Raw genomic sequence first — 26,537 nt, forward strand, 5'->3', positions numbered from 1 at the left:
TTGGAAATTGAATTAGAAACAACCTTCAGCACTGCGGGTATAAGCATGCAGTTAACTGGACGGAAAGTTCATTTGCGGTGGCGAGAAGGCCACGAGACTAGCAGGGAGCTGGCGCCACTGTTAGAAGACATTGCTGGTGGTGCTGCTTTGTCGGCTAGCGTGGATGAATTCGTCGCAAAAATCATCCGTTATGAGACAGAAACCGTTGCGCGTGGTTTGACCTTGTCGCAGCTTTATCGCGGGGCTTTTATGCATTTGGATGCCAAGCGCGGTGGTGAGTGGGGCAGCTTTAGCCTTGATTTGGCTCGCTATCTGGTGGTTGGTGGCACTGGAAGCTATCTTCGGTTACCGGCGTATGAGGTACGAAAAATTGATGACGACATCCAAACGATTGTGGAAATTGCGCGAAAGAATTTATTTCGCGCTTTAGATAATGCACAAGTGGATGTGCAACGCCGACGTAGTGGGCCGGGCGGGGAGTACGCCTATGTGTTGCGTTGCTCGAGCCCGCATTGGTCTTCTATGCCGCTATTTTTAGATTGGTGTGTGCAGCGTTTCATTCCTGGTGAAGAATTCAACGCTGGGATACTTTTTGCGGTGCCACAACCAGACATGGTGCTAATTCGCCCGGTCACGTACGGAAATGACTTGGCTGAAGGTATGGCAACGATGGCGGGAGCGGCACTGGCATTATTTGCGGCTGATAAGCGTGGAATTTCGCCGCGCTTACATGTAAGCGTTGGGGGCGAAATCCACGCGATTTCCGACGTAACGGATAACAGCTATCTGCTGTACCCAACGGATTATCTGGTTGAACGGATTAAAGGTACTTAAACCGTTAATCTCGCACCCAGGCGCCGATAACCCCAGGTACTACCGGTCGACGTTCACCGAGTAGTGCTTTTTGGTTTCCCTCGCGTTCAATTGCTGTGGTTACAGCCTTTGCACGGCTTGGTTTGGAATTTGTTCCAGTACCTTGCCCTTGTTGCCCGGCACCACCCATCATGGGCATCATTCCACGGCCCATGTGGCCGGAACCCGAACGGCCCGAGTTTCCTGCTTGAGAGTTGTGGTTTCCGGAAGCGCTGTTGCCGTGTGGGTTGTGGGCACCGTGTTGTCCATTGGAACCAGAACTACCGGATCCGCCATGTCCATTAGAGCCATGGTTACCAGTTGCATTGGGGCTGTTTTGGCCTGCATGTGGCCCGGGAGATCCAGGCTGATTGGGGCCACCCGCATGGGAAACTCCGCCGCCGGAGCCAATGGGACGGGCAGAAAAGTTTTCGCTGTGCCCTCCGGAATAACCGCCGGCACCAGGAATCGCAGTTGAACCCAACCCGCGCGCTCCAATTCCGAGTTGCGCGCCAGGATTCATTCCGCCACGGCCAGTGATGCTGTTGTTGACGCCCCGCCCTGATTCCGACACCCCTGGTAACGATGCGTTGGCACCGCGTGCACCACCAAACACATTTGTGCCTGATGCATTAATTGGCTGGGAACCGTTCGTAGTTGTTGGGGATGGATGCGTGATGCCAGTGTTGAGCTGGGTACCAGTATTGCCATTACCTAAAACACGGGCGGCACCAGCATTAGGCGAATTGTTGGCAGCCATGGTTCCCGGCGTACCTTCGAAGCGGCTCAAACCAGCGGATCCAGCGCCACCATGGTTGGGAGCAGAAAAACCTGTTTGTTGCGCATTAGTTGGATTAAATGTTGCTGCTTGTGAAGCTACATTCGTAGACGTGTTATTGGTGGCCGCAGAATGGTGGGTTGCGGCATGGGTTGACGCACTATTTTGACCAACGTTCGCTACTTGTGCTGTGCCGTTGTCTGCGGCAGCAAATGTTGCTTGGTTTGGTCCGTATTCGGCGATGGTCCGTTGAACTTCACTGGGCAACTGCATGGCGGCCCGTGCTTCTTCCACGCCAGATTTTGCATGGCCGGTGCCAACTGCTTGGTTTTCGCCGCCGCTAGCGGCTGGGCTAGGGATGCTCAGTCCCAGGAGACGCGGAACGGCCGTCTGTAAGGCGGTGCTGAATTGGGTAGGGAAAATATCCAAATAAGTTTTCTCAATCAATTCGCGTGCGCTTGGGGTGTGATTTAGAGCCACCGCGGCTTGCACAGCTCTGGTGTTATTCCGTGCCGCCTCAATCGTGCCGATCAGGTTATTGATGGTGCTGTTCATGATCTGAGAATTAGCATTCAATGTCCGGCTGGTTTCTGCAAAATGACGTAGTTTTTGTGCACCACCGGAGATTGCGTCACCATAGTTATTTGCTTCTAGATCCGCGGCCACTTCTTCCAAGCCATCGGAAATTTCGGTGGCGGCTTGGCCGAGCTGCTGCCAGAGATCAGCGTCGTGGTGTGCTGCGGAATCGACTGTGCCGGAAAAATAACTTGCCAACAGATTGATGTCCGGAACCCGGCCGATAGCGGGGCTGTTGATTGCTACCGGAGCAGACTTGTCAGATGGTTCAGCGGCGGTAAAGAACTTGCTGCTAGCGGAAGGATGGCCAGAATACATGTGGGTCAGGCTGCTAGAGAGGTATTCATCCTGCTCGTAGACTGCGCTTGCCAGGTTGTGCAGGTTGTCGGCGGCCCATGAAATCTTGTCACGTAGTGCCATGAATTCTTCCGCTGCAGCACCAGGATTACCAGAAAGCGTTCTACCATGCTCGGCGGCGAGGAAACCTAGCCCTGGGATCTGTGAAAAAGCCTCAGAGAGGCGTGAGCGTCCACTATCCCGGCTAGCTTGGTATGCTGACGCTCCAATTCCCGCCAGCTTTGATCGGATAGCGGATAGTGATTCGGTTGAAATGTTTAATTCCATAATTGCCCCCGATTCTTATCTACTTGAGAACGATTTTTTCTAAGTTCTCTAGTGCGATCATGCAACTTTCTTCTAGCGTAAGACCTCTAAGTTTGCCGTGGTCACCGATGTTTATACGCCCCTTTACAGTTTCGATTCCAGCAGTGCATTCATCGGTAGCAGTCAATTCCCTGAAGTGGACCTCTGCAATGGAGGAATCGGATGGAATGTCGAGAATTTCTCTTTTTTCCTCGAGCTCTTTCATAGAATAATCATCAACCGTAATTGCGAGGTTTCCTGCTTGGCCGGTTGAGTAAGACTCGGTGAGATCTTCGGACATACCGAGAAAGCATGTGATATGTGTTCCGTAGGTTCTCGTTTCGGAGATTTCCGGATGATAATGCAAACCTGCCTTTTCCCAGACTGAATCGGGTGCTTCGTCGCATAAGTTGAATAATTCGAAGTCGGGAGCGTGACGATCCGTGGGGCCGCGTTCGGGCACCCAGTCAGCAAATTCGATGGATTCCTGTGCTGGTTCATCGGCTACGGCATCATCGTCGCTCCCGGTTACAGAAGCATTGTCCGAGGTGCAGCCTGCGACTAAACTGCCGGCAAGCAATGTCGCTAGGCTAATTCGGTATCTGCTCATCAGCTTTCCTTCCATCCTATTTTCAATAGCATTGGTGATCTTGGATTATCAGGGGAGGAGTACTACGAGTGGATTAGACTCTGCATTAGGTCAGAAGGTTCCCGCACTCAGCGAAATAGTGCAGTCCGAGAACTTTCGTTAGATAGACGCGAGGCGCCCAGGATCAACACTGCGGTGAGATCCGGGGCGCCTCGCGCTCGCAACCCTATTAATTTATTTCCTAAAATCAGCCGGATTCCGACCCGAGCAATCGATGATCAACATTGATCACTCATAACCCCCATTGGGTCGGAATCCTGTGGCCTTTTGGAAAGCGCCCCCGAAAGCGCTTTCCGAGAGCACGCTGGCGATACACGCGATGACCCCCATCGTGTATCCGCTGAATAGGCAGCTTCGGCTATAGCCGCTTCTCGGGCCTCCTTTCGTCTTCACAGGCGAAACCCGAGCAATTGATGCAGCCCTTGACCTCCGCGCGCCTGACACGGTGATTGAACAACGACGGTTCTGGTTAACATTATTCCCCCGAATGTGGTTAACCAGGCCGTAGCTCAAGGCCGTATCGGCAGCCTGCGTGAGGTCGTTCCGAAGTAGCTGCATCAATGATCCCCCGCTTCTAGCCGGTGATTACAAACGTGCTCTCAGCGAATAATCAGCGGGAACTGATTTCGTTCGCCGGAATTCATTGTGCATGAGAACCGGTGATTTGTCCCGCCGGGTGCAAAGAAATAAAATACATGATTGATCAACCATTTCTTGGAAGTTTTGGATTGCGGGAATGTATTCGGGGCTGAGTTCGATAAGCCTAGTATGGCCTGCGTGTTAGATATTCTCTTGATAGTTTTTCGAGAGAAAATGCTGTGAATTAAATGGCTGGCGGCGGGGTTTTGCAAGCGCAGTCGGGGTGGATTTGCCGCGCTCTAATATTAGAGGGCTGTGAAATCTGAGACGTGTGGGGTTGTAGCTAAATATTGCCTGGAAGAGAACTGGGAAAATTTAAAACGGGAACATGTTCGAAGCCTGGTTTTGGGTGAGGTGAAATGTGTGTTCATGACCGTAAAGCTAGGGCCTGTTTGTTTCACCCCCAATCTGGGGGTATTTCCGGTGCTTTATGCCGACATCGGTTGGGGCACAGGGGGTGCTGAAAGAACAATGTATAGCCCCGAATAGAAAAATACGCCCCTGATTTTCTCAGCGGCGTCGTCAGGTTTCTGGCGGAAAAGCCTCAGAAATCCCTCTCGGGGTTGGCAAAGTGGAGAAGAGAAAGTAATTAAGACTTCTTCACGACGGCGGGCTTCAGCGTCATTGCGCCAAATCCATCGATCTTGCAATCAATATTGTGGTCTTCCGGGCCGGTGCCGGCGTCGTAATTCAAGCGAATATTACGCACCTTGGTGCCTGTCTTCAGCGGTTGTTGGGCGCCTTTTACCTTTACCGTTTGTGTGATCGTGACCGAGTCGCCGTCGGTGAGCTCATTGCCCACGCTGTCTTTAATGATGTTGTTGGAAGCGTCTACAGCGTCATCTGTTGAATCGTTGCTTGGATTCCACTCGTATGCACACTCGGGGCAAACGATCATTGGAGGTAGCTCATAGGTGTATTCACTGGTGCACTCTGGGCAAGCTGGCAAAGTCATTGACTAATAATAACCGTCGTTAGCTCGCTTAAAGGAATTACGTGCACAGCAAAAAAATAGGCGGATAGCCTAAAGAAAAATTCTGCATTAGGGACCGGCGAATTTTTGGGTGTGCATAGAAATGCTTAACGCTCCAGGCATTGAGCCTAGAGCGTTAATTTAATGTGCTGTAAGAGCTGTGCGTACAGCTGCCTGTGGCCAGGCTAGCTGCAGGCAGAACTGCAAGCCTTAGAAGCGATCGCGGTCGGTATTAGCCATGGCGAGTACGTCGAGGCGCTTATCCAACTCTTCTTCGGATAGATCATCGCCAACGAAGCCCAGGTCAATGACGGCCTCACGGATGGTGATTTCCTTGGCCAGTGCATGCTTTGCTACCTTCGCAGCGTTTTCGTAGCCGATAGCCGAGTTTAGCGGAGTCACGATCGATGGGGATGATTGCGCGGAAGTCTTCATCATCTCGCGGTTTGGCTCGATGTCGTCGATTAGGCGCTCGGCGCAGACACGGGACGTATTAGCCAGCAGGCGAGCCGATTCTAGAACATTGCGTGCCATCATAGGGATGAAAACGTTCAACTCGAACTGCCCCTGGGTGCCGCCGAAGGAAACAGCAGCATCGTTACCGATCACCTGTGCGGAGACCTGGGTGGCGGTCTCACACAGAACCGGGTTGACCTTGCCCGGCATGATCGAAGAACCAGGCTGCAGGTCAGCCAGACGGATCTCGCCTAGGCCGGTCAGTGGACCGGAACCCATCAGGCGGATGTCGTTAGTGATTTTGTACAGCGAACCAGCGATGACCTTCATCGCACCCGAGAATTCCACCAGTGCGTCGCGGTTCGCTTGGGCTTCGAAATGATCTACTGCCTCGCGCAGCTCTTCGAGTCCGGTTAGCTTTTTCAATTCTTCGGTGACCTGGGCACCAAAATCAGCGGAGGTGTTCAGTCCGGTTCCGGTTGCGGTACCGCCAATTGGGAGCTCACCCAGACGCGGCAAGGTGGCTTTAACACGCTCGATACCAAGCTCGATCTGGCGAGCGTAACCACCAAATTCCTGGCCCAAAGTCACAGGAACAGCGTCCATCAGGTGGGTACGGCCCGACTTGACGACGTCCTTCCATTCTTTAGCTTTGTTCAGTAGCGAATCGTGCAATTGTTGCAAACCAGGGATGAGGTCCTTCACCGCGGCCTCAGTAGCTGCGACGTGGGTAGCCGTTGGGAAGGTGTCGTTGGAAGACTGGCCCATGTTGACATCGTCGTTCGGGTGAACCTCGGTGCCGGCCTGCTTTGCCAGAGACGCGATAACCTCGTTGGTGTTCATGTTCGATGAGGTGCCGGAACCAGTCTGGAAGACGTCGATTGGGAATTCTTCGTCGTACTTGCCTTCAGCAATTTCCTTGGCCGCGGCAATGATGGCGTCAGCCTTGGCACCGTCCAGAGCGCCGTTGTCTTTATTAACCTGCGCACATGCGGCCTTTAGCAGACCCATTGCGCGAATCTGTGCAGATTCCAAACCACGGCCAGAAATAGGGAAGTTCTGCACTGCGCGCTGGGTTTGTGCACGCCACAAAGCGTCCTTTGGTACCTTGACTTCGCCCATCGTGTCGTGTTCGATGCGGTATTCTTGCTCAGTCATTTTCTCACCTTCAAGTCAATACTTAATTGCGTAATTTGTGTAGCCGGGAAGCTGTGCACTTGGCCGGGTAACGGCCTGTGCTCTATACCAGTATTCCAGCGTTGCGCAATTATTTCCCGTATAAATTGTTGCTTATTTGCTGCTGTAATCAATCACGGAGTATTCCTGCAGCTTAGCGAGCTGGTGAATTGATTCGACATAACGGGTTGTGCCGGATTTCGAACGCATCACCAAGCTACGCGTAACAGCGCCGGCAGGGCGATAAGAAACCCCACGGACCATATCGCCATCAGTCACGCCGGTGGCAGCAAAGTAGCAGTTGTCCGACGAAACCAAGTCATCAGTAGTTAGAACCTTGTCCAAGTCGTGCCCGGCAGCGCGCGCCTTTTCTGCTTCTTCCTCGCTTTGTGGCCACAACTTGCCCTGGATTTCACCGCCCATACATTTCATCGCGCAGGCGGTGATGATGCCTTCTGGGGTGCCGCCGATGCCCATCATCATGTCAACACTGTTGGAATCATGCGATTGTGCAGCGGCAATTGCGCCAGCAACATCGCCATCCATAATGAGACGTACTTTGGCACCAGCTTCACGAATTTCTTTAATCAATTTCTCGTGGCGCGGGCGATCCAAGACTACGACGTTCATTTCCGCAACCTTGATGCCTTTGGCCTTAGCGACGGCGGCTACGTTGTCAGCTACCGAAGCATTGATGTCGATCGCACCACGTGCTTCTGGGCCGACGGCGATCTTGTTCATGTAGAAGACCGCGGATGGGTCGAACATTGTTCCACGCTCTGCAGCTGCAATGACGGAAATGGCATTTGGGCGACCTTCTGCCATCAATCGCGTGCCATCAACCGGGTCTACTGCGATATCTACCTTTGGGCCTTCGCCGGTGCCAACGTTTTCGCCATTGTAGAGCATTGGAGCCTCATCTTTTTCGCCCTCGCCAATCACGACGACGCCGTCCATATGCACCGAGTTAATCAGGCTGCGCATGGCATCGACTGCAGCACCGTCGCCCTCATTCTTCTGTCCGCGACCTACCCAGCGCCCCGAGGCCAAAGCTGCGGCTTCGGTAACGCGGACTAATTCCATGGCGAGGTTGCGGTCAGGGATATACGAGGTGGGAGCGGACATAAATCCTCCTGGGTTCTAGCTTGGGCATAAACGTGCCTCCTATTGTTCCACTAAAATAGTCAACCGTTGTGGGGCACACCCAATAAGCCGCTAATAAAGCCGATGAAATGTGTGAGCCAGCCGATCGCATGGTTAATTGAACACATCGCTGGGTGCTGTAAATTCGTTGTGAATTCGCGCCTGGAATTACCACCTCGAATAGCTAAACATGCCATACTGTTGGACGTGGCTGGCGAATCTAAAAAACCCGCAATTTTTCAAGGTGGCCGAGACATGTTTATCTCTGTCGCCGTCATTGTTATTGCCATGATTCTGGTAGTAGCTCCTACAGGGCTCTGGTCTTATAGCCCAGGGGAGCCAGAATTCGAGCCGGTGCGCGAAGTGGACCCGCAGGCGTTTATCGATAATGAAGCCCGTGCTAGTGCGTACGACATCTACTTCCCGGAGACCCCACAGGATTGGGTTCCGAACTCAGCGCGCCGCAAACTGATCGACGGCGAAACCTCCAGTGTCGTTGGATGGGTGACAGCAGAGCGCGGTTTTATCCAAATTGCGCAAACAGGCGTGCCACTTGCGCAAGCGCTGCAGAAATTTGACAGCAAATATCGCCCGAACCAAGAAGCGCGTCAGATTCTCGGGCGCGAGGTGACCGTGAAATCTTCTGACGATGCTTCCGTAAGCAGGCTGTGGGGAGTGGAGAAAAACGGCACCACGTTGCTGTTTGACGGGGTGGCTTCTGACGACGAGTTCACCACAATCATTGCAAACACCCTGCAGGCCGACGCCTACCAGCCTGCATAGGTAGCGCACTACACGTTGTAATAGAGCTCAAATTCTTTCGGGGTGGGCCCTTTACGCAGCGGCATAATTTCTTCGTCGTATTTCAACTGGATATGAGCGTCAAGCAAAGAGTCGTTGAACACGCCTGTGCGCGTTAGGAATTCTCGGTCATTGTCCAAAGCTTCTAAGGACCGTTCCAGTGAATACGGCACTTGCGCAACTGCTTTTGCTTTTGAGAAGCTGACGTCAGGCAAGCTAGACGAGTCAGACGAATCGAAATCAACAGGGTTGCCTGGATCAATCTGGTTCTGAATACCATCCAAGCCTGCTAGTAGCTGCGCAGCAAAACCCAGATACGGATTCCCTGAAGGATCTGGCGCACGGAATTCTAAGCGCTTGGCATCCGGGTTATTTCCTACAGCCGGGATTCTAATGGCTGTAGAACTATGTGATTCCGAATACGCCAAATTTATCGGTGCTTTGACACCGGAATACAACCGTCGGTAAGAATTCGCTGTCGGGTTGGTAAATGCCATGACCGCACCCGCGTGTTTCAACAACCCACCGATATACCAACGGCCAAGATCTGACAATCCAGCGCAGCCTTCGCCGTCAAATAACGGCTCGCCTTCTTTCCATAAGGATTGGTGCGTGTGCATACCGCAACCTCGGTCACCTTCTAATGGCTTAGGCATGAATGTTGCAGTCCGCCCCATAGACTCTGCTGTGTTCTTCACGATGTATTTGAAGGTCTGCAAATCATCGCCAGCAGCCAACAAAGTATTGAACCTGTACTTGACCTTTTGCGCACCGCCTGTAGCGATCTCGTGATGGAAGCGCTCTACTGCAAACCCGCACCCCGTCAAGTGATGTGCGATTTCATCACGAACCGGAATCGTTTTGTCATATGGGGCGGCGGGGAAGCGGCCGTCGTTAATTTGGATTTGGTTTCCGCGGTTCAGATCCCCGTTGATCATGGCCTTTTCGCCAGAACGCCACCAGCCCTCATCAGAATCGACGTGGTGGAATGCAGTATTAACTGAAGTGGAATAGCGCACGGAATCGAACACGAAAAATTCCGCCTCGCACCCGATATAACAGGTGTCGGCAATGCCAGTGTCTTGCAAGTATTCTTCAGCGCGACGGGCAATGCTGCGTGGATCCCGGGAATAGGGTGTGCCGTCGGAGGCCGACTTGTGCACGAAAAACTTCATATTGACTGTCTTGTGCGCACGAAACGGATCAATATACGCGGTGGAAATATCTGGGCGCAGAATCATGTCGGGTTCATTGATGGTAGTGAAACCATCAATCGACGAACCGTCAAAGGCAAACCCCGCTGCCGCTGAAGCCTCAGTAAAAGTATTTGCCGGAATGGTCAACGCATGCTCGATGCCGCGCAGATCTGTAAAACGCATATCCAAATACTCGACGGAATGTGCTTCGAAAAAATCGAGTAACTCGGTCACAGTAGTGACGGCCATGTCTGCTCCTCGCAGAAGTTTCTTTTGGGGTGGTCGGCTATTCCGGTAATTCCGGAGTCTTCGTCGGCAAGCAGCATAAGAGTTTTCTACATAGTCTCGACGCGTTTTATCCTTATTCGCCGTGATCGGTGCCAGAATCCCGATTCTTTGCGCCAGATTTATCTCCTGCGCTATTCCTAGCACTCATTGCCTCGTCAACACGGCGGTTTGCCCGATCTAAATGCTGTTCGCAACGCTTGGCTAAGGCCTCGCCACGTTCCCAGTACTTTAGCGATTCGTCAAGCCCCATCTGACCTAATTCCAAAATTTTGACGGTCTCAATCAGCTCGTCACGGGCTTGTTCATAGCTGAGTTCATCAACTGGGCGCTCTGGGGAAGGATTTCCGGTACCAAAAGAATCGTTCATTGTGCAGCCTTTCGAAATAAAGAATTACAGAGTTAACGCAAGTTACAGGGACTCAGCAACAAGTTAATGACATGAGGAGGGACTGCTCGTTGCTTAATCCGCATGCTGGGTTCCCATACCTGCCGCAGTGATCGAGCCGTCGGCGACGCGAATGCGTAATTGAGAACCAGGAGGTGCTTGTGCAATCGTGGTCACAACCTCTGGATCGCCACCACGAGGCAGTACCTGCACGATTGAATAACCACGTTCTAATGTGGATGCTGGCCCGAGCGCAGAAACCTGTCCGCGTAGAGCTGCAACCCGCGAGCTTTCCTGGCCAACGACATGACGGATTTCCCGACGAATAGCAGCTAATGCATTTTCGAGTTCGTCGTGCCGGGCTTTGATCGGGGTACGCGGGTCCGCCAACACCGGGCGGGAGCATAAAGCATCCAGATTTTGTCGTTCGCGTGCTACCCACTGTCCGATAGCCTGTGCCATTCGGGAGCGTGCTTCGTCGAGAAGCGCGCGTTCCTCGGCGACGTCAGGGATTACTCTCTTTGCCGCATCCGTCGGAGTCGCTGCACGTAGGTCTGCGACATTGTCCAGAACCGGTGAATCTGGTTCATGGCCGATTGCTGAAACGACGGGTGTGCGTGCCGCTGCTACTGCACGTTGCAGAGCTTCTTCGGAAAACGGTAACAAGTCTTCTACGCTGCCGCCGCCACGTGCGATGATGATGACATCAACCTCGTCGTCGGCGTCTAGCTGCTGGAGTGCGTCTATTACTTGACTGACCGCTTGGGCACCCTGCACTGCGGTATTAATAACGCGGAAGTCCACCGCAGGCCAGCGGTCACGTGCTACTGAAAGAACGTCACGTTCAGCAGCTGATCCTCGCCCGGTAATCAGACCCACTGTACGGGGAAGATAAGGGAGCGGAAGTTTTTTCGAGGCGTCGAAAAGGCCTTCAGCGGCAAGCTGCCGACGCAGATTTTCGATGCGAGCGAGTAGTTCACCGACCCCCACATGCCGAATATCAGTCACCCATAATGAAAATGACCCACGGCCTGCGTAAAACGCTGGCTTGCCGTACACCACGATGCGATCGCCATCTTTAATCGGAGTAGGCAAATTTTGCAGTAATTGTGTGGAGGTCGTGAGAGAAACCGACATTTCCTGGTTGACGTCGCGCAAAGTGAGATAGGACAGCTTCCACGACGGTTTCATGTTGACCTGCGTGAGTTGGCCTTCGACCCACAAATAACCGAGCCTTTCAATCCAGCCCTTGATCTCGGTATTGGCAGTGCTGACTGACCATGGATTCTCTAGCGTAGCGGGTGGTTTACTCAACAACGATCCCTTCGTCCAACGATGCGCGTAGCGGTTGTACCCGGTAACAGCTGCCCATTGTACTGGGTGTTGACGTATTGGATACCCTGGAGGGCATGACTGAACAGGCTGAGCGACAACCCAATGTTCTTCTCGCGGCACCCCGCGGCTACTGCGCTGGTGTGGACCGCGCCGTTGAAACGGTGGAAAAAGCCTTAGAAAAATACGGAGCACCGATCTACGTGCGCAAAGAGATTGTGCATAACAAGTACGTGGTGAAGACCTTTGAAAAGCGGGGCGTTATCTTCGTAAATGAAGCATCGGAGGCCCCAGAAGGCGCCCACCTGGTATTTTCTGCACATGGTATCTCGCCGGCGGTGCGGGCTGAAGCTGGTGAGCGAAAACAGATTACGCTTGACGCCACCTGCCCGTTGGTGACAAAAGTACATCGTGAGGCTGAACGCTTCGCCCGCGACGGCTATCATATTTTGCTGGTCGGCCACGAAGGCCACGAAGAAGTCGAAGGCACCGCTGGGCATGCGCCAGAGGTGACCTATCTTGTCGACGGTGTGGAGGGGGTTGACAAGCTTCCGGAATCGTTGGTTGATGAAAAGATTGTTTGGCTTTCACAGACCACGCTCTCGGTAACGGAGACCATGGAAATCGTCAATAAATTGCGAGAACGATTCCCACACCTAGAAAATCCACCGAGTGATGACATCTGCTATGCGACGCAAAACCGCCAAGAATCTGTTCGTGCGATCGCCCCGCAGTGTGAATTAGTAATCGTGGTGGGATCGACGAACTCTTCGAATTCCAAACGATTGGTAGAAGTTGCCCTTGATGCTGGTTCTAAAGCGTCGTACTTGGTCGATTTTGCTGATGAGATCAAGGAAGAATGGTTGGACGGTGTGGAAACCGTTGGTGTGACCTGTGGTGCTTCGGTTCCAGAATTACTGGTTCGTGACGTCATACAATGGCTCGATGAGCGTGGATTCTCTGATGTGAAAGAAGTGACGACGACAACCGAGACGATTCAGTTCTCACTGCCGCGCGATCTCCGTCCAGCCCGTAACCGGAAAAAGTCGGTCCAAAACTAAGATTCTGGTTGGTTAATTAATTATCCCGGTTATTGCTCCGGGAGAAGGCCGAAGATCCTTCGCCTGCCCGTCGCGCTGACGTACGAGTGGGAGCTGCTGGGCGTGTTGATCGGGGGAGCCGTGATGAACGCACAGGGGAGGAAGTAGCGTTGTCAGCACGGTTACGTGCCATCAATTCTTCTACGGTTACACGGTTGGTGCGTTCGCGGGCGCGCGAACTAGAGCGAATATTGCGTCGATTAGATTCTCGATTACGGTTGCGCTGCTGCCTTCTGTTTCGCTCGTGTATCTTTGCTTGACTGTTTAGTAGCAACAATCGAGCCACAGCGATACCGATGGAGATGACGGTGATCAAAGCTAGCGCGGGAAAATATTCGACCACGGCGTAAATCGAGGTCCATACCATCGTGCGTGATGCAGCCTTGGCCCCGTCTGGCGCTGAAGCGATGTTGTTGCCCCAGGAGGTGGAGAACGCGAAAAAACCAAAAATTAGCGGAAGCGGCGCTACGGTCAGAAATAACGACTCTGCTTCTACGAAGAGCGTGACGAAAACCGCGGCAAGCAAAAAACACAACAAGAAGGGCCAGCCAAGGCCATTAAACAAGATGCTAAGTAGTAGTCCTGTCACGCTGGCGGCCAGCACTAGTATAAGTGCAAGCGACAACGACAGGCCGGAAAAACCTGGCGCGGGGGACCTTCGAGACTGCGTAGACACAGTAGGTCATCTTAGCGGAAGTCAGATTCGTGATAGTCTGCGACATCTACATACGTAGGCGAAGAGTCTGTGGAGCTGTGCCGTGCACGGTGTGCTGCGTGATACGGCTTGGTGGGTTCTCGTGAACTCACTCCCATTTCTGCTAGTCGTCGAGCAGTAACCTGCACTCGGGAATCTAGTGAAGAGAGCGTGGAATTGTAGGCTTCAACAGCCTTGTCCAAACTCCTTCCGACACGATTGTAATGTTCGCTGACCGTATTTAAGCGCGAGTATAGCTGACGGCCCAGCTCATGAATTTCTTTGGCTTTTTCGGAAAAATCTTCTTGTCGCCAGCCCAAAGCTACCGTACGTAGGAGTCCAAATAGTGTAGTCGGTGTTGCAATTACAATGTTTCTGGAAAATGCATACTCGAGTAGTTCCGGGTCGGTATTGAGCGCCGAATCAAGGAATGGGTCCGCAGGTACGAACATGACCACGAATTCTGGACTGGGTTGGAATGCATCAATATAGGGTTTTGCTGAAAGATTTGCGACGTGGTTGCGCAGTAGGTGAGCATGTCGACGCAAATAACCGGCGTGTTCTTCCGGATCATCGGTATCAAGAGCATCCAGATATGATGTGAACGGTACTTTGGCATCGACGATGATCTGCCGACCTCCAGCTAAATGAACAACCATATCGGGGCGAACGAGTGTTTCTCCCAGCTTGGCGCTTGTTTGCACACTGAAATCACAGTGTTCAACCATTCCCCCGAGTTCAACGACGCGTTCGAGCTGTATCTCACCCCAGCGGCCCCGGACATTTGGACTGCGCAGGGCGTTTACAAGCTGATCTGTTCGTTCGTTTAAACGCGTAGATGTGCGCGATAGTGCCTGAATTTGGCTGGTCAGCGATGCCGCGGTATGGCTGCGCTCGGATTCCATGGTGCGCAATTGCCCATTGATGCTTTCCAGCGATCTTTCCACGACGGCGAGAGATTCTAGCGCGGGCGTGAGCCCAGGTTCAGGTCGGGAAGCTGGAGGATGTTGATTTACTGACTCTTCATTGAGTAGCCCCGAGTCTCCTGCAAACTTCGGGCGGCCAAGGGATCGAGTGGCGTTTATTGTGCCGTGTGGGCGCAAGCTACCGTGTGCGAACCATCCGAGAGCGATGCCCAACACGAGTGCAATAAATACGGAAACGATGGCAACTGTAGAAATGGTCATGGTATGGCCTGCGGAGAGTAGGGGAAATGCGATCAGGCATCAGGTTGATGCTTATGTTTATTTGATTTGGACATTTTTGCCCACCAGCGTTCCACGCGGTCGGTGGCCAAGCGGTGATGTTGGCGGTCGGACTTGTTGATGCTTGGTCGGGCGTCTAAATTGATGCGTTTTTCGAGTTGATCTTCGAGATCATCGTCGAGATGAATGGTGGCTTCCTTGGTGTATTTCGCGGCATCCTCGTGGGCGTGGGCGTGTGTGCTTCCGTCTTGCCGCCAGGAACGACGTAAGTTGCGTCCGTTATCCTCGGTGAATTTAGCGGCCAGCTCACCGGCGATCGTCACCGAAGTGATATCGCGTGCGCGGCGCTCACCGGAATTCAGGGTGAGGAGGTCTTGGACGTAACGATAACCGACGGCGATCATTGCTGCGACTGGTACTGCCAAGAATGCGCCGATTAGGTTGAACAGTGCAGTACCAGTAATTACGGAAATTAACACGACCACTGGGTGCAAGTTCATTGCGCGCGCCTGGAACCACGGTGAGAGGATATTGCTCTCAATTTGTTGGACTGCGACGACCACGATGAGCACCATAATTGCTTCAGTAAATCCAAGGCTCACCAACGCAATTAGCGTCGATAAAGCTCCGGCGGTAATCGCCCCGGCAAAGGGAATGAAGCCGGCCATGAAGGTGATAATCGCCAGTGCTAGTGCCAGCGGAACTCCGATGATAACGAGCCCGAGACCAATAAAGATGGCGTCAATTAAAGACACTAAGGCTTGTGCGCGGATAAATCCGCCCAGGGTGAGCCATGCTCGGGTGAAGAGTTCTGTCAAGTGCCAACCAGTACGACGACCCGTAGCGCGGCGCAGCCAAGGTAGGAACCTATGTCCATCTTTGAGGAAGAAAAAGGTCAGAACTAAAACCACAAATAGAGTAATGACCATTGAGGTTGCTGTTTCGATGCCAGCAAAAACACCGCCGACGATGGTGTCGGCCTGTTCTTGCAGCCAGGTAAATACCTCTTCAATGAAATTTGAGAGATCATCGCTATTGAGGTGGAGAGGTGGGCCTTGTAACCAGACTTGCACTCGTTGAATGCCTTCTACCGTCTGTAAGTAAAGGCCTTGGGATTGACGAACGAAGTCGGGGGCGATGAAGAATATAGTTCCGCCTACTAAGCTGACGAAACCACCCAAGGTTATTAAAGCCGCGAGTGAACTCGGAAAGCCTGCATTTCTTAGCTGGCGCGAGATTGGAGCCAGCATGGTGCAGATGATTAATGCAAATGCAATCGGCAATACGCCAGCCCAGAAGCGACCGACGATCCTGCCCAAAAAGTAAATGAATGCACCAAGGATAATTAGGCGTAATGCCCAGGTGGCGGCCTGTTTAATGCCGTGGCCGAGCACCACAGAACGATCGACTTGATCGCCGGGTGGGTGCGGCGTGATATCTGACCACTCGATATCCTGCGGAGCAGGTTCTTGCTCCTGGCGATCTTGTGCTCGGTCTGGCTTCGTACTCACGCCTAATATCATGCCTTATTCCTAGCTGCTAGGCGAAGAACGCAGATGCAGATTCACTCGCAGGGTGCTGTGGGATCGTTGCCTGGGCAAGTTAACTCCAATCCTGCGATGGCTTCGAAGTACCTAAAGCTAATACGTTAGGATGAGCCGTGTGAGTCTTACTTTAGGAATCGTCGGATTGCCCAATGTTGGCAAGTCCACTCTGTTTAATGCCCTGACCCGTAGCGATATTCTGGCAGCGAATTATCCGTTCGCCACCATCGAGCCCAACGTCGGCCAGGTGGAGCTTCCGGATCCACGATTGCGCCGGCTCGCGGAGATTTTCTCTTCTGAGCGGATTTTGCCAGCCATCGTTTCCTTCGTAGATATCGCCGGCATCGTGAAAGGTGCTTCGGAAGGTGAAGGCATGGGCAATGCGTTCTTGTCGAATATTCGCGAAGCCGATGCGATTTGCCAAGTGGTTCGTGCTTTTGCCGATGACAACGTGATCCATGTTGACGGTAAGGTCAACCCAACTAGTGATATCTCCATCATTAATACTGAGCTTATTCTTGCGGATTTGCAGACTTTGGAAAAAGCTCTCCCGCGACTGGAAAAAGAAGCAAAAAAGAATAAAGACCTGACCGAGGTCGTTGAAGCTGCGAAGACAGCTCGTTCAGTATTGGAAGAAGACCGCACACTGTACGCAGCTGCGAAAAACGGTGAGATTGAATTAGCTCCCTTGCGTGAGCTGCATTTGATGACCACTAAACCGTTTCTGTACGTCTTTAATTCTGATGAAGAGGTACTTACAGATGAAGCGAAGCGGGCCGAATTGGCAGAATTAGTAGCGCCAGCCGACTGCGTCTTCCTGGACGCAAAGACCGAAACTGAATTGCTCGAATTAGAAGAAGACGAAGCAGCCGAATTGTTGGAATCTGTCGGGCAAAATGAGCCTGGGCTGAACACCCTCGCGCGTGCTGGTTTTGAGACACTCGGGCTCCAGACCTATCTGACCGCGGGACCGAAAGAAGCCCGTGCGTGGACTATCAAGCAGGGAGCCACAGCCCCACAGGCAGCGGGCGTGATCCACTCGGACTTTGAAAAAACCTTTATCAAAGGTGAAATCGTGTCTTTCTCTGATCTCGACGAAGCAGGCTCCATGGTTGCAGCGCGTAATGCTGGCAAAGTGCGCCTGGAAGGCAAGGACTACGTTATGCAAGATGGCGACGTATGTGATTGGAAGACCGGCGCTTAACGCAGCCGTCTGGAACAACCCGAAAGAACTTCGAGATGACAAAGAACACCCCGCAAGATGCTTCCCAGCAGACCACCGGTGATGCCCATGCTCGCTACATCCCGATTCGTGCCGGGCTATATCCAATTTTTCTGGCTGCGTTCGTCGTTGTTTTTGTCATCTCGAATATAACCGCCAGTAAAGGTGTGACGATAGGTCCGCTAGTTACGGATGGCGCATTTTTCTTGTTTCCAATCGCCTATATTATTGGCGACGTTTTGGCGGAATGCTATGGGTTCAAAGCCACTCGGGTAGCCATTTGGACAGGTTTTGCCTCGGCATTAGTGGCGGTACTAGCGTTTTATGTCGCCATTTGGTTGCCAGCTGCTGATTTTTACGAAAATCAAGAGGCATTCTCTACAGTTCTTGGGTTGGTTCCGCAGATTGTGGCGGCTTCGCTGGCTGGTTACGCTGTTGGCCAGCTGCTCAACGCCTGGGTGTTGACCACGATGAAAAACCGCAATGCTAACGCTCCGTTATGGCAGCGGTTGATGGGGTCGACCGTCGTTGGCGAATTCGGTGACACCTTGGTGTTTTGCCTGATTGCAGCGACCGCGATCGGTATCAGTACATTATCGGATTTGGTGAATTACGTAATCGTAGGGTTTGTCTGGAAGACGGCGATGGAAGCAGTTTTATTGCCGGTAACTTATCGCGTGGTCGCTTGGGTGAAAAACCGTGAAATGCCGGTGAAGCCCTAGGGAAAACAGGTAAATATGAGTGAGACACAACCAGCAGTATCCAAATCCCCGGAACAACCAGAACCTGAATTAACGCCGTTAGATATTTCGGGTATTAAGAAAATCCTGGTTGTTGTGGCACACCCAGATGATCCCGAATATGGTCTCTCTGCGGCCGCACATGCTTGGATTAAGCACGCAGGCATTGAGATTGCCTATTTGCTGTTAACCTCTGGCGAGGCCGGCATCGCGACGATGACGCCGGAAGAGTGCGGTCCGCTGCGTGCTGCTGAACAACGCGAGGCCTGTAATGTGATTGGCGTCGAGTCACTGGAAATCTTAGATTTCCCGGATGGTCATCTGATTTATAGCCTGGAGTTAAGAAAGGCGATTGCACGCAAAATTCGCCAATTTCAGCCTGATGCCGTCGTGACTTTGCCAATGAGCTTGGAGTTGTCCTGGGGATTGAACCAAGCTGATCACAGGGTAGCTGGACTGGCAGCACTCGATGCTGCCCGCGATGCCGCTAATCCGTGGGTCTTTCGTGAGCTACCAGAACCAGCCTGGTCCGCTCGGCAATTTTGGATAGTGAATGACGCGGCTGCAGACCACGCTTATCGGGTGGATTGCGATGATGAACAGGCCGCTATTGCTTCGCTAGAATGCCATAAAAAATATTTGGCTGCACTTGAGGACCATCCGCCTGCTAAAGACTTCATTCCCTTAGTTTTACGTGGTGAGGGCCTAAAGGAAAGCCCGCGCGTGAAGTTTAAGGTTTATCAACTTTAAGGCAAGGACTGTGGTCCAATTGGGTTGGCAGGCTGTTGAATGCTGCGTTGGCCGTGCGGCAGTGGTTGCACGATTGTGGCTGCAGGGTAGATGTCGAGTGGTTGCGCAAGACCAGGAATCTCTACTACGTGCCCGTCACCGTGGGGAAGCGCGACGACCACGTGTCCTTCCGAACAATATGCCCGAACGTTGAGCGGGGTAGAGATCGGCTCTGTGACAGGGATTGAGCCAAGTTTATTGCCATCGATGAACACACTGGTACCCGAAACCACTGCGTACATGTGTGAAGTGCCGTAAGTACGCATGTCATAACTAGAGTGCACAGGATAGTATCGTGAACCCACAGTTACCGGACCTGCAGGGTTATTTACCGCGACAATCCATGGTGCAATTGGAGCTAGAATTTCTAGGTCTATATACCCGGAATCGAGAGAAATGCGTGCCGTTGCTGCAATCTTCAGAGTCCGCAGTGGGCGTAATGCCTCGATATCGGGAAGTACGCCGATAATCCCCTTCGACGCATTGATTCGCCATTTACCCTGGAACGTCATAGTTACTGGAATCTCGAACTGTTTCGCATGGTCCTCATCATCGCGAGCGTGCCGCCCGCTGGGCGGAGCCACGTGAATGTTTGGCAGGCTCAAAATGCCTGCGCTGAACGCCTTCTCAGCCGGAATTGGGTCACTGACATGGACAGCGCTAGCAGGCAGCGGAAACAACTGCACTTCGATCACCCTGCTTATCGTGTTTATAGTTTTGCGTGGCTACCATGGTTTATACCGCGTATTGCAATAAACTTCTGGTTAAGCATTGTAGGTAGAAACCTTGCATCCGCACACCAGAAATTGACCAGCTTAGTGAACTTCTTAAATTAACCAGTCGAATAAAGTCTAATAAAAAGAATGTACGAAACTTCCACGATCTTATTTGCGTTCGCACTCACCCTTGGAGCTGGGCTTTCTACCGGTATCGGGGGCGCGATTGCGGTTGCGAAAAAACGCCCAGGTCCGGCTTTTATGGCGATAGCTTTGGGCTTATCTGCGGGCGTCATGTTGTATGTCTCGTTTGTGGAAATTTTGCCAAAGGCCATGGAGAGTATTGGTGGTTGGGCGGTTGCTGGTTTTTTCGCAGGCATAGCGCTGATCTTGGTGATCGACAGGTTAGTCCCAGAAGACGTCAACCCCCATGAACCTTTGCAGATTCAGAAAGACGCACGTAGTAGGTTTCTGAAGACCGGAGTTTTTACTGCCGTGGCAATCGCCATTCACAATTTCCCAGAAGGGTTGGCGACGTTTATTGCGGGTTTAGAAGAACCAGAAATCGCGGTGGGGGTAGCGTTGGCGATAGCGATCCATAATATTCCTGAAGGCATTGCGGTAGCCATCCCGCTGCGTGAAGCGCTAGGATCCCGGTGGAAAGCGTGGGCAGTAGCGACCTTGTCGGGGTTGGCGGAACCGCTGGGGGCGTTTGTTGGGTTTGCTTTGCTGATGCCCGTGATGGGACCAGTGGCACTTGGTTTCGTGTTCTCTTCTGTAGCCGGCGTCATGGTGTTTATCAGTTTGGACAAACTCTTGCCGACGGCCGAGGTAACGGGCCGCCATCATGCTGCGATATATGGCTTGATTGCCGGAATGGCGATTATGGCAGTCTCGTTGTTACTGGGTGCCTAAATAGTTTCCATCGATTTTGTGGCCCCACATCGGCTTTAGCTTAGCTCTCTATTGGAGGGCTCAGGGTAAACGATTCGGGGTGGGCCCAGGAGATGGGCATATCCAGAGACCTTAACCAAGCTAGAACATCGTCGTTATGCCGCGTGATGCCTTCGACAGCGCGTAAAGTTGCCTCAATTGCGTGTTCGGCGTCGTCGGCGCTAATTAACCCTTGTGAGGTGGCTTCCGCAAGTTCATCGATATCGAGAACCTCAACTGGATGGCCGGTGAGGGAGACGATATCTACGTAGAGGTCACGAGTGTGCCAAGTCGGTTCTACTTTAGACACCGTAGATGGTGTTGCCGATTCTTCCTTAGGCAATGGTTCACCTGCTGTGTTTTCAGCAGTAGGAAGTTTGTTTTCGACTAGGTCTTTGATTTCGACAATGTCAATGTAGAAATCTTGCGGTCTTTCGAAGCCTGGACGGTAGTGAAAAATGCTGACTCGCAACGACAGCTTTGGAAGCAGCCATGATTCGAGATACCCGAATTGTGGGTGATCCGCACCTCGGGCCATGTATAAGCCGAAATCGGTGGTGCGATAAATATCGACGTGGCGGTGAAAACCTTTCGGGTCGATATTCACCTTGCTCTCGGTGGCAAAGGTTTCGTGTTTAACGGGGTGCATGATCGTGACCTGTGAAGTGTTAGCTAGTAATGATCGCGGCGGTAGGGAAGTAGTTACAGGTGCTATCTTCTGTATGGACGCTGCCTTCTACTAAGGCGACAATAATCCCGCGACCGGTGTCCGCGACACCAGAAATGGTCGCCGGCCCTTCTGGATTAATACCGTGGTTTCCAAGACCGATGCTGCCGTGCCTGCCGTTGGAGAGGTTGAACCAATGAGCGCGCATATCTTGGTGTTGTGCGGCGGGTGCGGAGCCTAATGCTGTGAACAAGAAAGCGGTTTCATGTGCTTTGGCACCAGGCAAGGGAATGTCTGCGGGGCCTGGTACTGCGATAGCGGTACCGACGCTGTTATGAGTGCCGTTGATGCAGGAGCCGGCGACCGTAGGCCAGCCAAATTGCGTGAATTGTGGGCCTTGTTTAGGTAAGTCCGGTCCGCCAGTTTCACCTGCTCCGATTGCGAAATCCAGTGCCTGTAAGATGGCGTCTTTTGCCTGTGGCGGGACCCATGGCTGATGCGCGAAATTGCGGATTTGGGCGGCTGTTTCCGGAGTTGGTCGCCCCAGGTGATCGACTGGAGAATACCGGGCAAACAGATCGTCGAGTTGACTACTGAGGAGTTGTCCCTGTTGCGAGGCAGGGTTCGGTGCAGGTAACACACTGGATGCTTGGGGCGCTGCGTGAGCCTGCATTGCCGATGACGCGAGTAAGGCACAGCTGGCGACGATGCTAGCTATGACTGTACGGGTGCGGGGGGCTGCAACCATGTGTTCCTCCGGGAAATGGTCTGTGAACGATAGCTGTGAAAATACCGTTGAATAAGATGAATGGAGCGAAGTAGCCGATATTTTGGCGTCACATGAGTAACACTAAAAACATTGCTCACAATTTTCACAACATTAGTTGGGTTATTCCTTATCTGCAATAGGGGTGTGTGATTGCCTTCATGTCGAAATCTGTGCTCTATCCGTCATCTAACCATCATTATCCGCGCGTGTGAACTGCAGCCTGGAGCAAGCTTCTGTAGAAAACTCAAGAGAACTCAAGACGGTAAGTCCCATGATGTAAGCCGCCTGGTGTAAACGACAATTGGTTTTGGTGCTCGTATTGTGATTTATGGGGGATTGGGGGCATTGCATTAAAGAAAAGGTGCAACGAATGGGCAAGGGGAGTATCGTTGAACCGTTAAAACCCACGATTTTTCAGGAGTACTGTGAACACTGAGTTCCGCAACGTCGCAATCGTCGCACACGTCGACCATGGCAAAACCACGCTCGTCAATGGGATGCTCGAGCAATCCGGAGCGTTCGGCGAACATGGCGAAGTAAATGATCGCGTCATGGACTCGAATGACCAGGAAAAAGAGCGTGGCATTACGATCCTCGCGAAAAACACCGCGGTCCGCCGTAAAGGTCTTGGTAAAGACGGTGCTGACCTTATCATTAACGTCATTGATACCCCGGGCCACGCGGATTTTGGTGGTGAAGTTGAACGCGGAATCTCGATGGTTGACGGTGTAGTTTTGCTTGTCGATGCCGCCGAGGGGCCGCTTCCACAGACACGTTTCGTTCTCACCAAGGCGTTGGAAGCGAAGTTGCCGGTGATCATCGCGGTCAACAAGACTGACCGCCCAGACGCTCGCATCGATGCCGTTGTGCAAGAATCCCAGGACTTGTTGCTGGAAATCGCCGCCGGATTGGAAAACGAAGAGGCCGCTGCAGCAGCGGAAGAACTTCTGGACTTGCCGGTTCTTTACGCGTCTGGGCGTGAAGGCAAGGCCTCGACAGAAAATCCGGGAGATGGCAATGTTCCAGATTCAGAAGATCTGCAACCACTGTTCGATGTGATCTACGACGTTTTGCCGGAGCCATCTGCAACCGTTGATGCTCCGTTGCAGGCGCATGTCACCAACCTGGACTCCTCGGACTTTCTTGGACGTTTGGCGCTACTACGCGTGTACGCAGGCAAGATTACCAAAGGGCAGCAGGTGGCCTGGATTCACTACGACGAAGACGGAAACGAAAAGACTACCAATGTCAAGGTTGCCGAGCTGCTGCGTACAGAAGGCTTTGATCGCAAACCAGCGCAAGAAGCTATCGCAGGTGACATCGTTGCGATCTCAGGTATCCCTGAAATCATGATCGGCGATACCGTCGCTGATCCAGAATCTCCAAAGGCGCTACCTCGTATCGCTGTCGATGAGCCAGCAATCTCCATGACGATTGGCGTGAATACTTCTCCGTTGGCTGGACGCGGCGGTGGCGACAAGATGACAGCTCGGTTGCTGAAAAACCGTCTGGACCAGGAACTCATTGGTAACGTTTCGCTGCGCGTTTTGCCGACTGAAAAGCCAGACGCATGGGAAGTGCAAGGACGAGGCGAAATGGCTTTGTCGGTTCTCATTGAGTCGATGCGTCGCGAAGGTTTTGAGTTGACCGTTGGTAAGCCAGAGGTCGTTACACAGACGATTAACGGACAGGTGCATGAGCCTTATGAGATCGTCACGATCGACGTGCCTGGTGAATTCCAAGGTAATGTCACCCAGCTATTGGCCGGCCGGAAAGGCCAGATGCAGTCCATGGACATCAAAGAAGGCGATTGGGTTCGCATGGTCTTCCGTATTCCTGCCCGTGGCCTGATTGGGTTCCGCACACAGTTTATGACTGAAACCCGTGGTACCGGCATCGCGAACTCCATGTCTGATGGCATGGATGTTTGGGCCGGGCAGATCAAGTCGCGCGCAACCGGTTCGCTTGTGGCTGACCGTTCGGGCAAGATCACTCAGTTTGCTTTGATGTCGCTGGCTGATCGTGGCAACTTCTTCGTTGAACCGGGAGCCGAAGCCTATGAAGGCATGGTCGTCGGTGCTAATAACCGTGATGAAGATATGGACATCAACATCACGAAGGAAAAGAAGCTGACGAACATGCGCGCAGCTTCCGCGGACACTACCGTTACGCTGGCAAAAGCTAAGACTTTGTCGTTGGAGGAAGCCTTGGAGTTCTGCGGCAATGACGAGTGTGTTGAAGTAGCCCCGGAGGTTCTACGAGTACGTAAGGTTGAGCTGAACGCTTCTGAACGTCGTCGTGCAGCCTCGCGTGCGAAAAATCAGAAGTAATTCGCAGAAACAGCGGATAAATCCGCACTAACAGCCATGATGCGCAGATTAGGAAATGCCGCCGCGATAGGCGCGGATAAAAGCTGGGTGACGAAAGTCGCCCGGAGCTGCAGGTTTCCGTTTGCCATCGTGGCTGCTGCTGGTTTATTGACTTCATGCGTGGCCAACCCAGGGCCACCACCGATCGAAACCGGACAAGAAGCTGAATCTAGTGCGGCGGATGTAGCCCGAGGTGATGCCAAGGCAAGCTCTAATTCCCCGGAAAACCACGCAGAGGCGGATCATGGTGCAAAAGAACGTTCAGGAAGTCGCCGCAATTCGGTAGAAGAATCCCAAGTAGGCATTGGGATTGACCCAATACACAACGGGCTGAATCCACATTTGCAGGCGAACCAACAAGCCGTCGTCGATGATATTGCAGCATTGGCCTTGCCATCTGCTTTTGTGAACGGCGAAATCACGGAATTATTGGACTCGGCCGAAGAAGTGGAACTAGCAGGCCTGGACACAGACGCCGTTGCCACAGAGCCCAAACCGGAAGGTACTGAAGACCAAGTCGTCGTGCAGCGAGTCCGTTACGAAATCGCACAGCAGGCGCAATGGTCTGACGGAACCCCAATTACCGGCGAAGATTTTATTTATTTGTGGCAGCAGATGACGACAACTCCGGGTGTGGTGCGCGCTTCAGGATATTTTGCAATTTCGGACATCACCTCTACCGCCGGGGGCAAAGTGGTTGAAGTTGCTTTTTCCCAGCGTGTACACGACTGGCAAGAATTATTCCATTATCTCTTACCGGCGCACTTGATGAATGCCCCGTTCGCAGCAGTAAGAGAAATACCTGCCAGTGCAGGTCGCTACCAAATCGACAGTGTTGATTGGGCACGTGGCAAGCTAACATTGCATCGTAATGACCGATTCTGGGGTGCGGACCCGGCCAACATCGACGTGATTGAACTGACAGAGATTAGAAACCCCAGGCAAGGGCTTGATCTCATGCGTTCCGGCCAGATAACGTTTGCAGACCTCACTCCTGAAGAAACCACATTCCTTGCCTACAACTCGTTGCCGGGAACACAGGTTTTCCGCTTCAATACTCCGCGGCAAATGCAGATTGATTTGTTGACGCAGTCACCGATTTTTAGCCAACAATTGGCTCGATCCGAGTTTGCCAGATTGATTGATAGACCCGAGGTAGCCGTACAAGCGGCTGGTCGACGAACGGACGTGAGAGTCCCAGGATATGCAGAATCCGTCGCCCATAGTGAAACCGGAGGCGAGGAAGCGCCCGGTGCCAACAAAAACACTATTGACGGTGACGCGACTGCCGCGCAAGTGGAACGGTTACGCGAAAGCAGCACTCTGCAGCGTCCACTAAGGATTGCCGCTGACCCCACCGATCCCGTTGCTAGTGCTGCAGCGGCTGCAGTGGTTGATAAGTTGGTCGCGGTGGGAGTCCATGCTGAGGTCGTTGCGAATGATTTTGCTGCTATCGCCAGAGAAATGGTGCCAAATGGGGACGTCGATGCAGTGGTGAGTTGGCAAGATACGAGTGCTTCTTCTGTGAACCTCGCCGACGAATTACTCTGTCGTGCCCCGGGGTTGAGTACTGAGAAAGCCGCGTGGATTTCACAGTGCCTACCAGATTTCGACGATGCGTGGATTCAGGTTCTCGAAGGCAGCGTAGATGCCGAATACGGACTTGATTTAGTTAGTAGCTTAGATTCCGAGTACGTATTGCAAATTCCTGTGCTCGATGAACGAAGAATCCGGGTTCTGGGCAGTGGGATTATTGGCCCGGAAGAACAGTTAGAGCGGTGGCCAGCTGGGCTGAAATCGGCTCCACAGTGGCGTTTATCGGCTGCTGAGGATAAAGCCGGTGTGGGCGGGGTTGGTCGAGGGCTCAAGATAGAAAACCCGCAAGAAGGGTAGTACGTGAACT

General features: G+C 52.7%; 24 protein-coding genes. 9 read left to right on the forward strand and 15 right to left on the reverse strand.

Going from position 1 to position 26,537, the window contains the following annotated elements; genetic code table 11:
* The first annotated feature begins 45 nt into the window (after positions 1-45).
* Complete coding sequence (locus L9H78_RS03865; RefSeq protein ID WP_249620552.1) at positions 46-834, forward strand: hypothetical protein; 789 nt, start codon at positions 46-48, stop codon at positions 832-834.
* Positions 835-838: 4 nt separating this feature from the next.
* Here the strand turns inward: L9H78_RS03865 and L9H78_RS03870 are convergent, their stop codons facing one another.
* The 5 genes from L9H78_RS03870 to glpX form a co-directional block, all read right to left on the reverse strand.
* A complete protein-coding gene (locus L9H78_RS03870; RefSeq protein WP_249620553.1) occupies positions 839-2,830 on the reverse strand; it encodes a hypothetical protein in 1,992 nt (663 codons plus the stop codon).
* A gap of 19 nt (positions 2,831-2,849) precedes the next feature.
* Complete coding sequence (locus tag L9H78_RS03875) at positions 2,850-3,458, reverse strand: hypothetical protein (protein WP_249620554.1); 609 nt, start codon at positions 3,456-3,458, stop codon at positions 2,850-2,852.
* A gap of 1,267 nt (positions 3,459-4,725) precedes the next feature.
* Positions 4,726-5,091 (reverse strand): zinc ribbon domain-containing protein YjdM, encoded by a 366-nt coding sequence (locus tag L9H78_RS03880; protein ID WP_249620555.1) that lies wholly within the window; start codon positions 5,089-5,091, stop codon positions 4,726-4,728.
* 228 nt (positions 5,092-5,319) lie between these two features.
* Complete coding sequence (locus tag L9H78_RS03885) at positions 5,320-6,723, reverse strand: class II fumarate hydratase (protein ID WP_249620556.1); 1,404 nt, start codon at positions 6,721-6,723, stop codon at positions 5,320-5,322.
* A gap of 132 nt (positions 6,724-6,855) precedes the next feature.
* The gene (gene glpX / locus L9H78_RS03890; protein ID WP_021353015.1) at positions 6,856-7,866 is read right to left on the reverse strand and encodes a class II fructose-bisphosphatase; all 1,011 of its coding nucleotides are present in this window, start codon (positions 7,864-7,866) and stop codon (positions 6,856-6,858) included.
* 102 nt (positions 7,867-7,968) lie between these two features.
* Here glpX and L9H78_RS03895 point away from each other — a divergent pair, with 102 nt between their 5' ends.
* A complete protein-coding gene (locus L9H78_RS03895) occupies positions 7,969-8,667 on the forward strand; it encodes a DUF4245 domain-containing protein (RefSeq protein WP_283775226.1) in 699 nt (232 codons plus the stop codon).
* Positions 8,668-8,675: 8 nt separating this feature from the next.
* Here L9H78_RS03895 and glnA read toward each other — a convergent pair whose 3' ends face one another.
* From glnA to xseA, 3 genes are all read right to left on the reverse strand, one after another.
* A complete protein-coding gene (glnA, locus tag L9H78_RS03900; RefSeq protein ID WP_249620558.1) occupies positions 8,676-10,130 on the reverse strand; it encodes a type I glutamate--ammonia ligase in 1,455 nt (484 codons plus the stop codon).
* A gap of 112 nt (positions 10,131-10,242) precedes the next feature.
* Positions 10,243-10,536, reverse strand: coding sequence for an exodeoxyribonuclease VII small subunit (locus L9H78_RS03905; RefSeq protein ID WP_249618554.1), 294 nt, complete (start codon positions 10,534-10,536; stop codon positions 10,243-10,245).
* Positions 10,537-10,629: 93 nt separating this feature from the next.
* A complete protein-coding gene (gene xseA, locus L9H78_RS03910) occupies positions 10,630-11,868 on the reverse strand; it encodes an exodeoxyribonuclease VII large subunit (RefSeq protein ID WP_249620559.1) in 1,239 nt (412 codons plus the stop codon).
* 95 nt (positions 11,869-11,963) lie between these two features.
* Between xseA and L9H78_RS03915 the strand changes: the two genes are divergently transcribed.
* Positions 11,964-12,947: a 4-hydroxy-3-methylbut-2-enyl diphosphate reductase gene (locus L9H78_RS03915; RefSeq protein ID WP_249618556.1), complete on the forward strand. Its 984-nt coding sequence runs from the start codon at positions 11,964-11,966 to the stop codon at positions 12,945-12,947.
* 16 nt (positions 12,948-12,963) lie between these two features.
* On the opposite strand, the gene L9H78_RS03920 is transcribed toward L9H78_RS03915, so the two are convergent.
* From L9H78_RS03920 to L9H78_RS03930, 3 genes are read right to left on the reverse strand one after another with little or no spacing between them, the layout of a single operon-like run.
* Positions 12,964-13,662, reverse strand: a complete 699-nt coding sequence (locus tag L9H78_RS03920; protein WP_249620560.1) for a DUF6542 domain-containing protein — start codon at positions 13,660-13,662, stop codon at positions 12,964-12,966.
* Positions 13,663-13,673: 11 nt separating this feature from the next.
* Positions 13,674-14,867, reverse strand: a complete 1,194-nt coding sequence (locus L9H78_RS03925) for a DNA recombination protein RmuC (RefSeq protein ID WP_249620561.1) — start codon at positions 14,865-14,867, stop codon at positions 13,674-13,676.
* Between the two features lie 32 nt (positions 14,868-14,899).
* On the reverse strand, positions 14,900-16,396 hold the full coding sequence (locus L9H78_RS03930; RefSeq protein WP_249618559.1) for an AI-2E family transporter: 1,497 nt from the start codon (positions 16,394-16,396) through the stop codon (positions 14,900-14,902).
* 151 nt (positions 16,397-16,547) lie between these two features.
* On the opposite strand from L9H78_RS03930, the gene ychF reads away from it, so the two are divergent.
* From ychF to L9H78_RS03945, 3 genes are read left to right on the forward strand one after another with little or no spacing between them, the layout of a single operon-like run.
* Positions 16,548-17,633, forward strand: coding sequence for a redox-regulated ATPase YchF (ychF, locus tag L9H78_RS03935; protein WP_249618560.1), 1,086 nt, complete (start codon positions 16,548-16,550; stop codon positions 17,631-17,633).
* 35 nt (positions 17,634-17,668) lie between these two features.
* Positions 17,669-18,373 carry a queuosine precursor transporter gene (locus L9H78_RS03940; RefSeq protein ID WP_249618561.1) on the forward strand — a complete coding sequence of 235 codons (705 nt, stop codon included), beginning with the start codon at positions 17,669-17,671 and terminating at the stop codon, positions 18,371-18,373.
* Between the two features lie 15 nt (positions 18,374-18,388).
* Positions 18,389-19,141 carry a PIG-L deacetylase family protein gene (locus tag L9H78_RS03945; RefSeq protein ID WP_249620562.1) on the forward strand — a complete coding sequence of 251 codons (753 nt, stop codon included), beginning with the start codon at positions 18,389-18,391 and terminating at the stop codon, positions 19,139-19,141.
* Here L9H78_RS03945 and L9H78_RS03950 read toward each other — a convergent pair.
* On the reverse strand, positions 19,138-19,875 hold the full coding sequence (locus L9H78_RS03950; protein ID WP_249620563.1) for a hypothetical protein: 738 nt from the start codon (positions 19,873-19,875) through the stop codon (positions 19,138-19,140). The two genes, L9H78_RS03945 and L9H78_RS03950, sit on opposite strands and share 4 nt — an antisense overlap.
* Positions 19,876-20,043: 168 nt before the next feature.
* Between L9H78_RS03950 and zupT the strand changes: the two genes are divergently transcribed.
* Positions 20,044-20,811 carry a zinc transporter ZupT gene (zupT, locus tag L9H78_RS03955; protein WP_249620564.1) on the forward strand — a complete coding sequence of 256 codons (768 nt, stop codon included), beginning with the start codon at positions 20,044-20,046 and terminating at the stop codon, positions 20,809-20,811.
* Between the two features lie 40 nt (positions 20,812-20,851).
* On the opposite strand, the gene L9H78_RS03960 is transcribed toward zupT, so the two are convergent.
* Both L9H78_RS03960 and L9H78_RS03965 read right to left on the reverse strand, forming a co-directional pair.
* Positions 20,852-21,478 (reverse strand): ribonuclease FAU-1 family protein, encoded by a 627-nt coding sequence (locus L9H78_RS03960; RefSeq protein WP_249620565.1) that lies wholly within the window; start codon positions 21,476-21,478, stop codon positions 20,852-20,854.
* Between the two features lie 19 nt (positions 21,479-21,497).
* Positions 21,498-22,244, reverse strand: a complete 747-nt coding sequence (locus tag L9H78_RS03965; protein WP_249620566.1) for an Rv1157c family protein — start codon at positions 22,242-22,244, stop codon at positions 21,498-21,500.
* Between the two features lie 446 nt (positions 22,245-22,690).
* Here L9H78_RS03965 and typA point away from each other — a divergent pair, with 446 nt between their 5' ends.
* Complete coding sequence (gene typA, locus L9H78_RS03970; RefSeq protein ID WP_021353033.1) at positions 22,691-24,595, forward strand: translational GTPase TypA; 1,905 nt, start codon at positions 22,691-22,693, stop codon at positions 24,593-24,595.
* On the opposite strand, the gene L9H78_RS03975 is transcribed toward typA, so the two are convergent.
* On the reverse strand, positions 24,586-24,723 hold the full coding sequence (locus L9H78_RS03975; protein ID WP_249620567.1) for a hypothetical protein: 138 nt from the start codon (positions 24,721-24,723) through the stop codon (positions 24,586-24,588). The genes typA and L9H78_RS03975 overlap by 10 nt on opposite strands.
* 1 nt (position 24,724) lies before the next feature.
* On the opposite strand from L9H78_RS03975, the gene L9H78_RS03980 reads away from it, so the two are divergent.
* The gene (locus L9H78_RS03980) at positions 24,725-26,527 is read left to right on the forward strand and encodes an ABC transporter substrate-binding protein (protein ID WP_249620568.1); all 1,803 of its coding nucleotides are present in this window, start codon (positions 24,725-24,727) and stop codon (positions 26,525-26,527) included.
* The last annotated feature ends 10 nt before the right edge of the window (positions 26,528-26,537 follow it).

The organism is Corynebacterium pseudodiphtheriticum, from assembly GCF_023509295.1.
Classification (GTDB): Bacteria; Actinomycetota; Actinomycetes; order Mycobacteriales; family Mycobacteriaceae; genus Corynebacterium; species Corynebacterium pseudodiphtheriticum.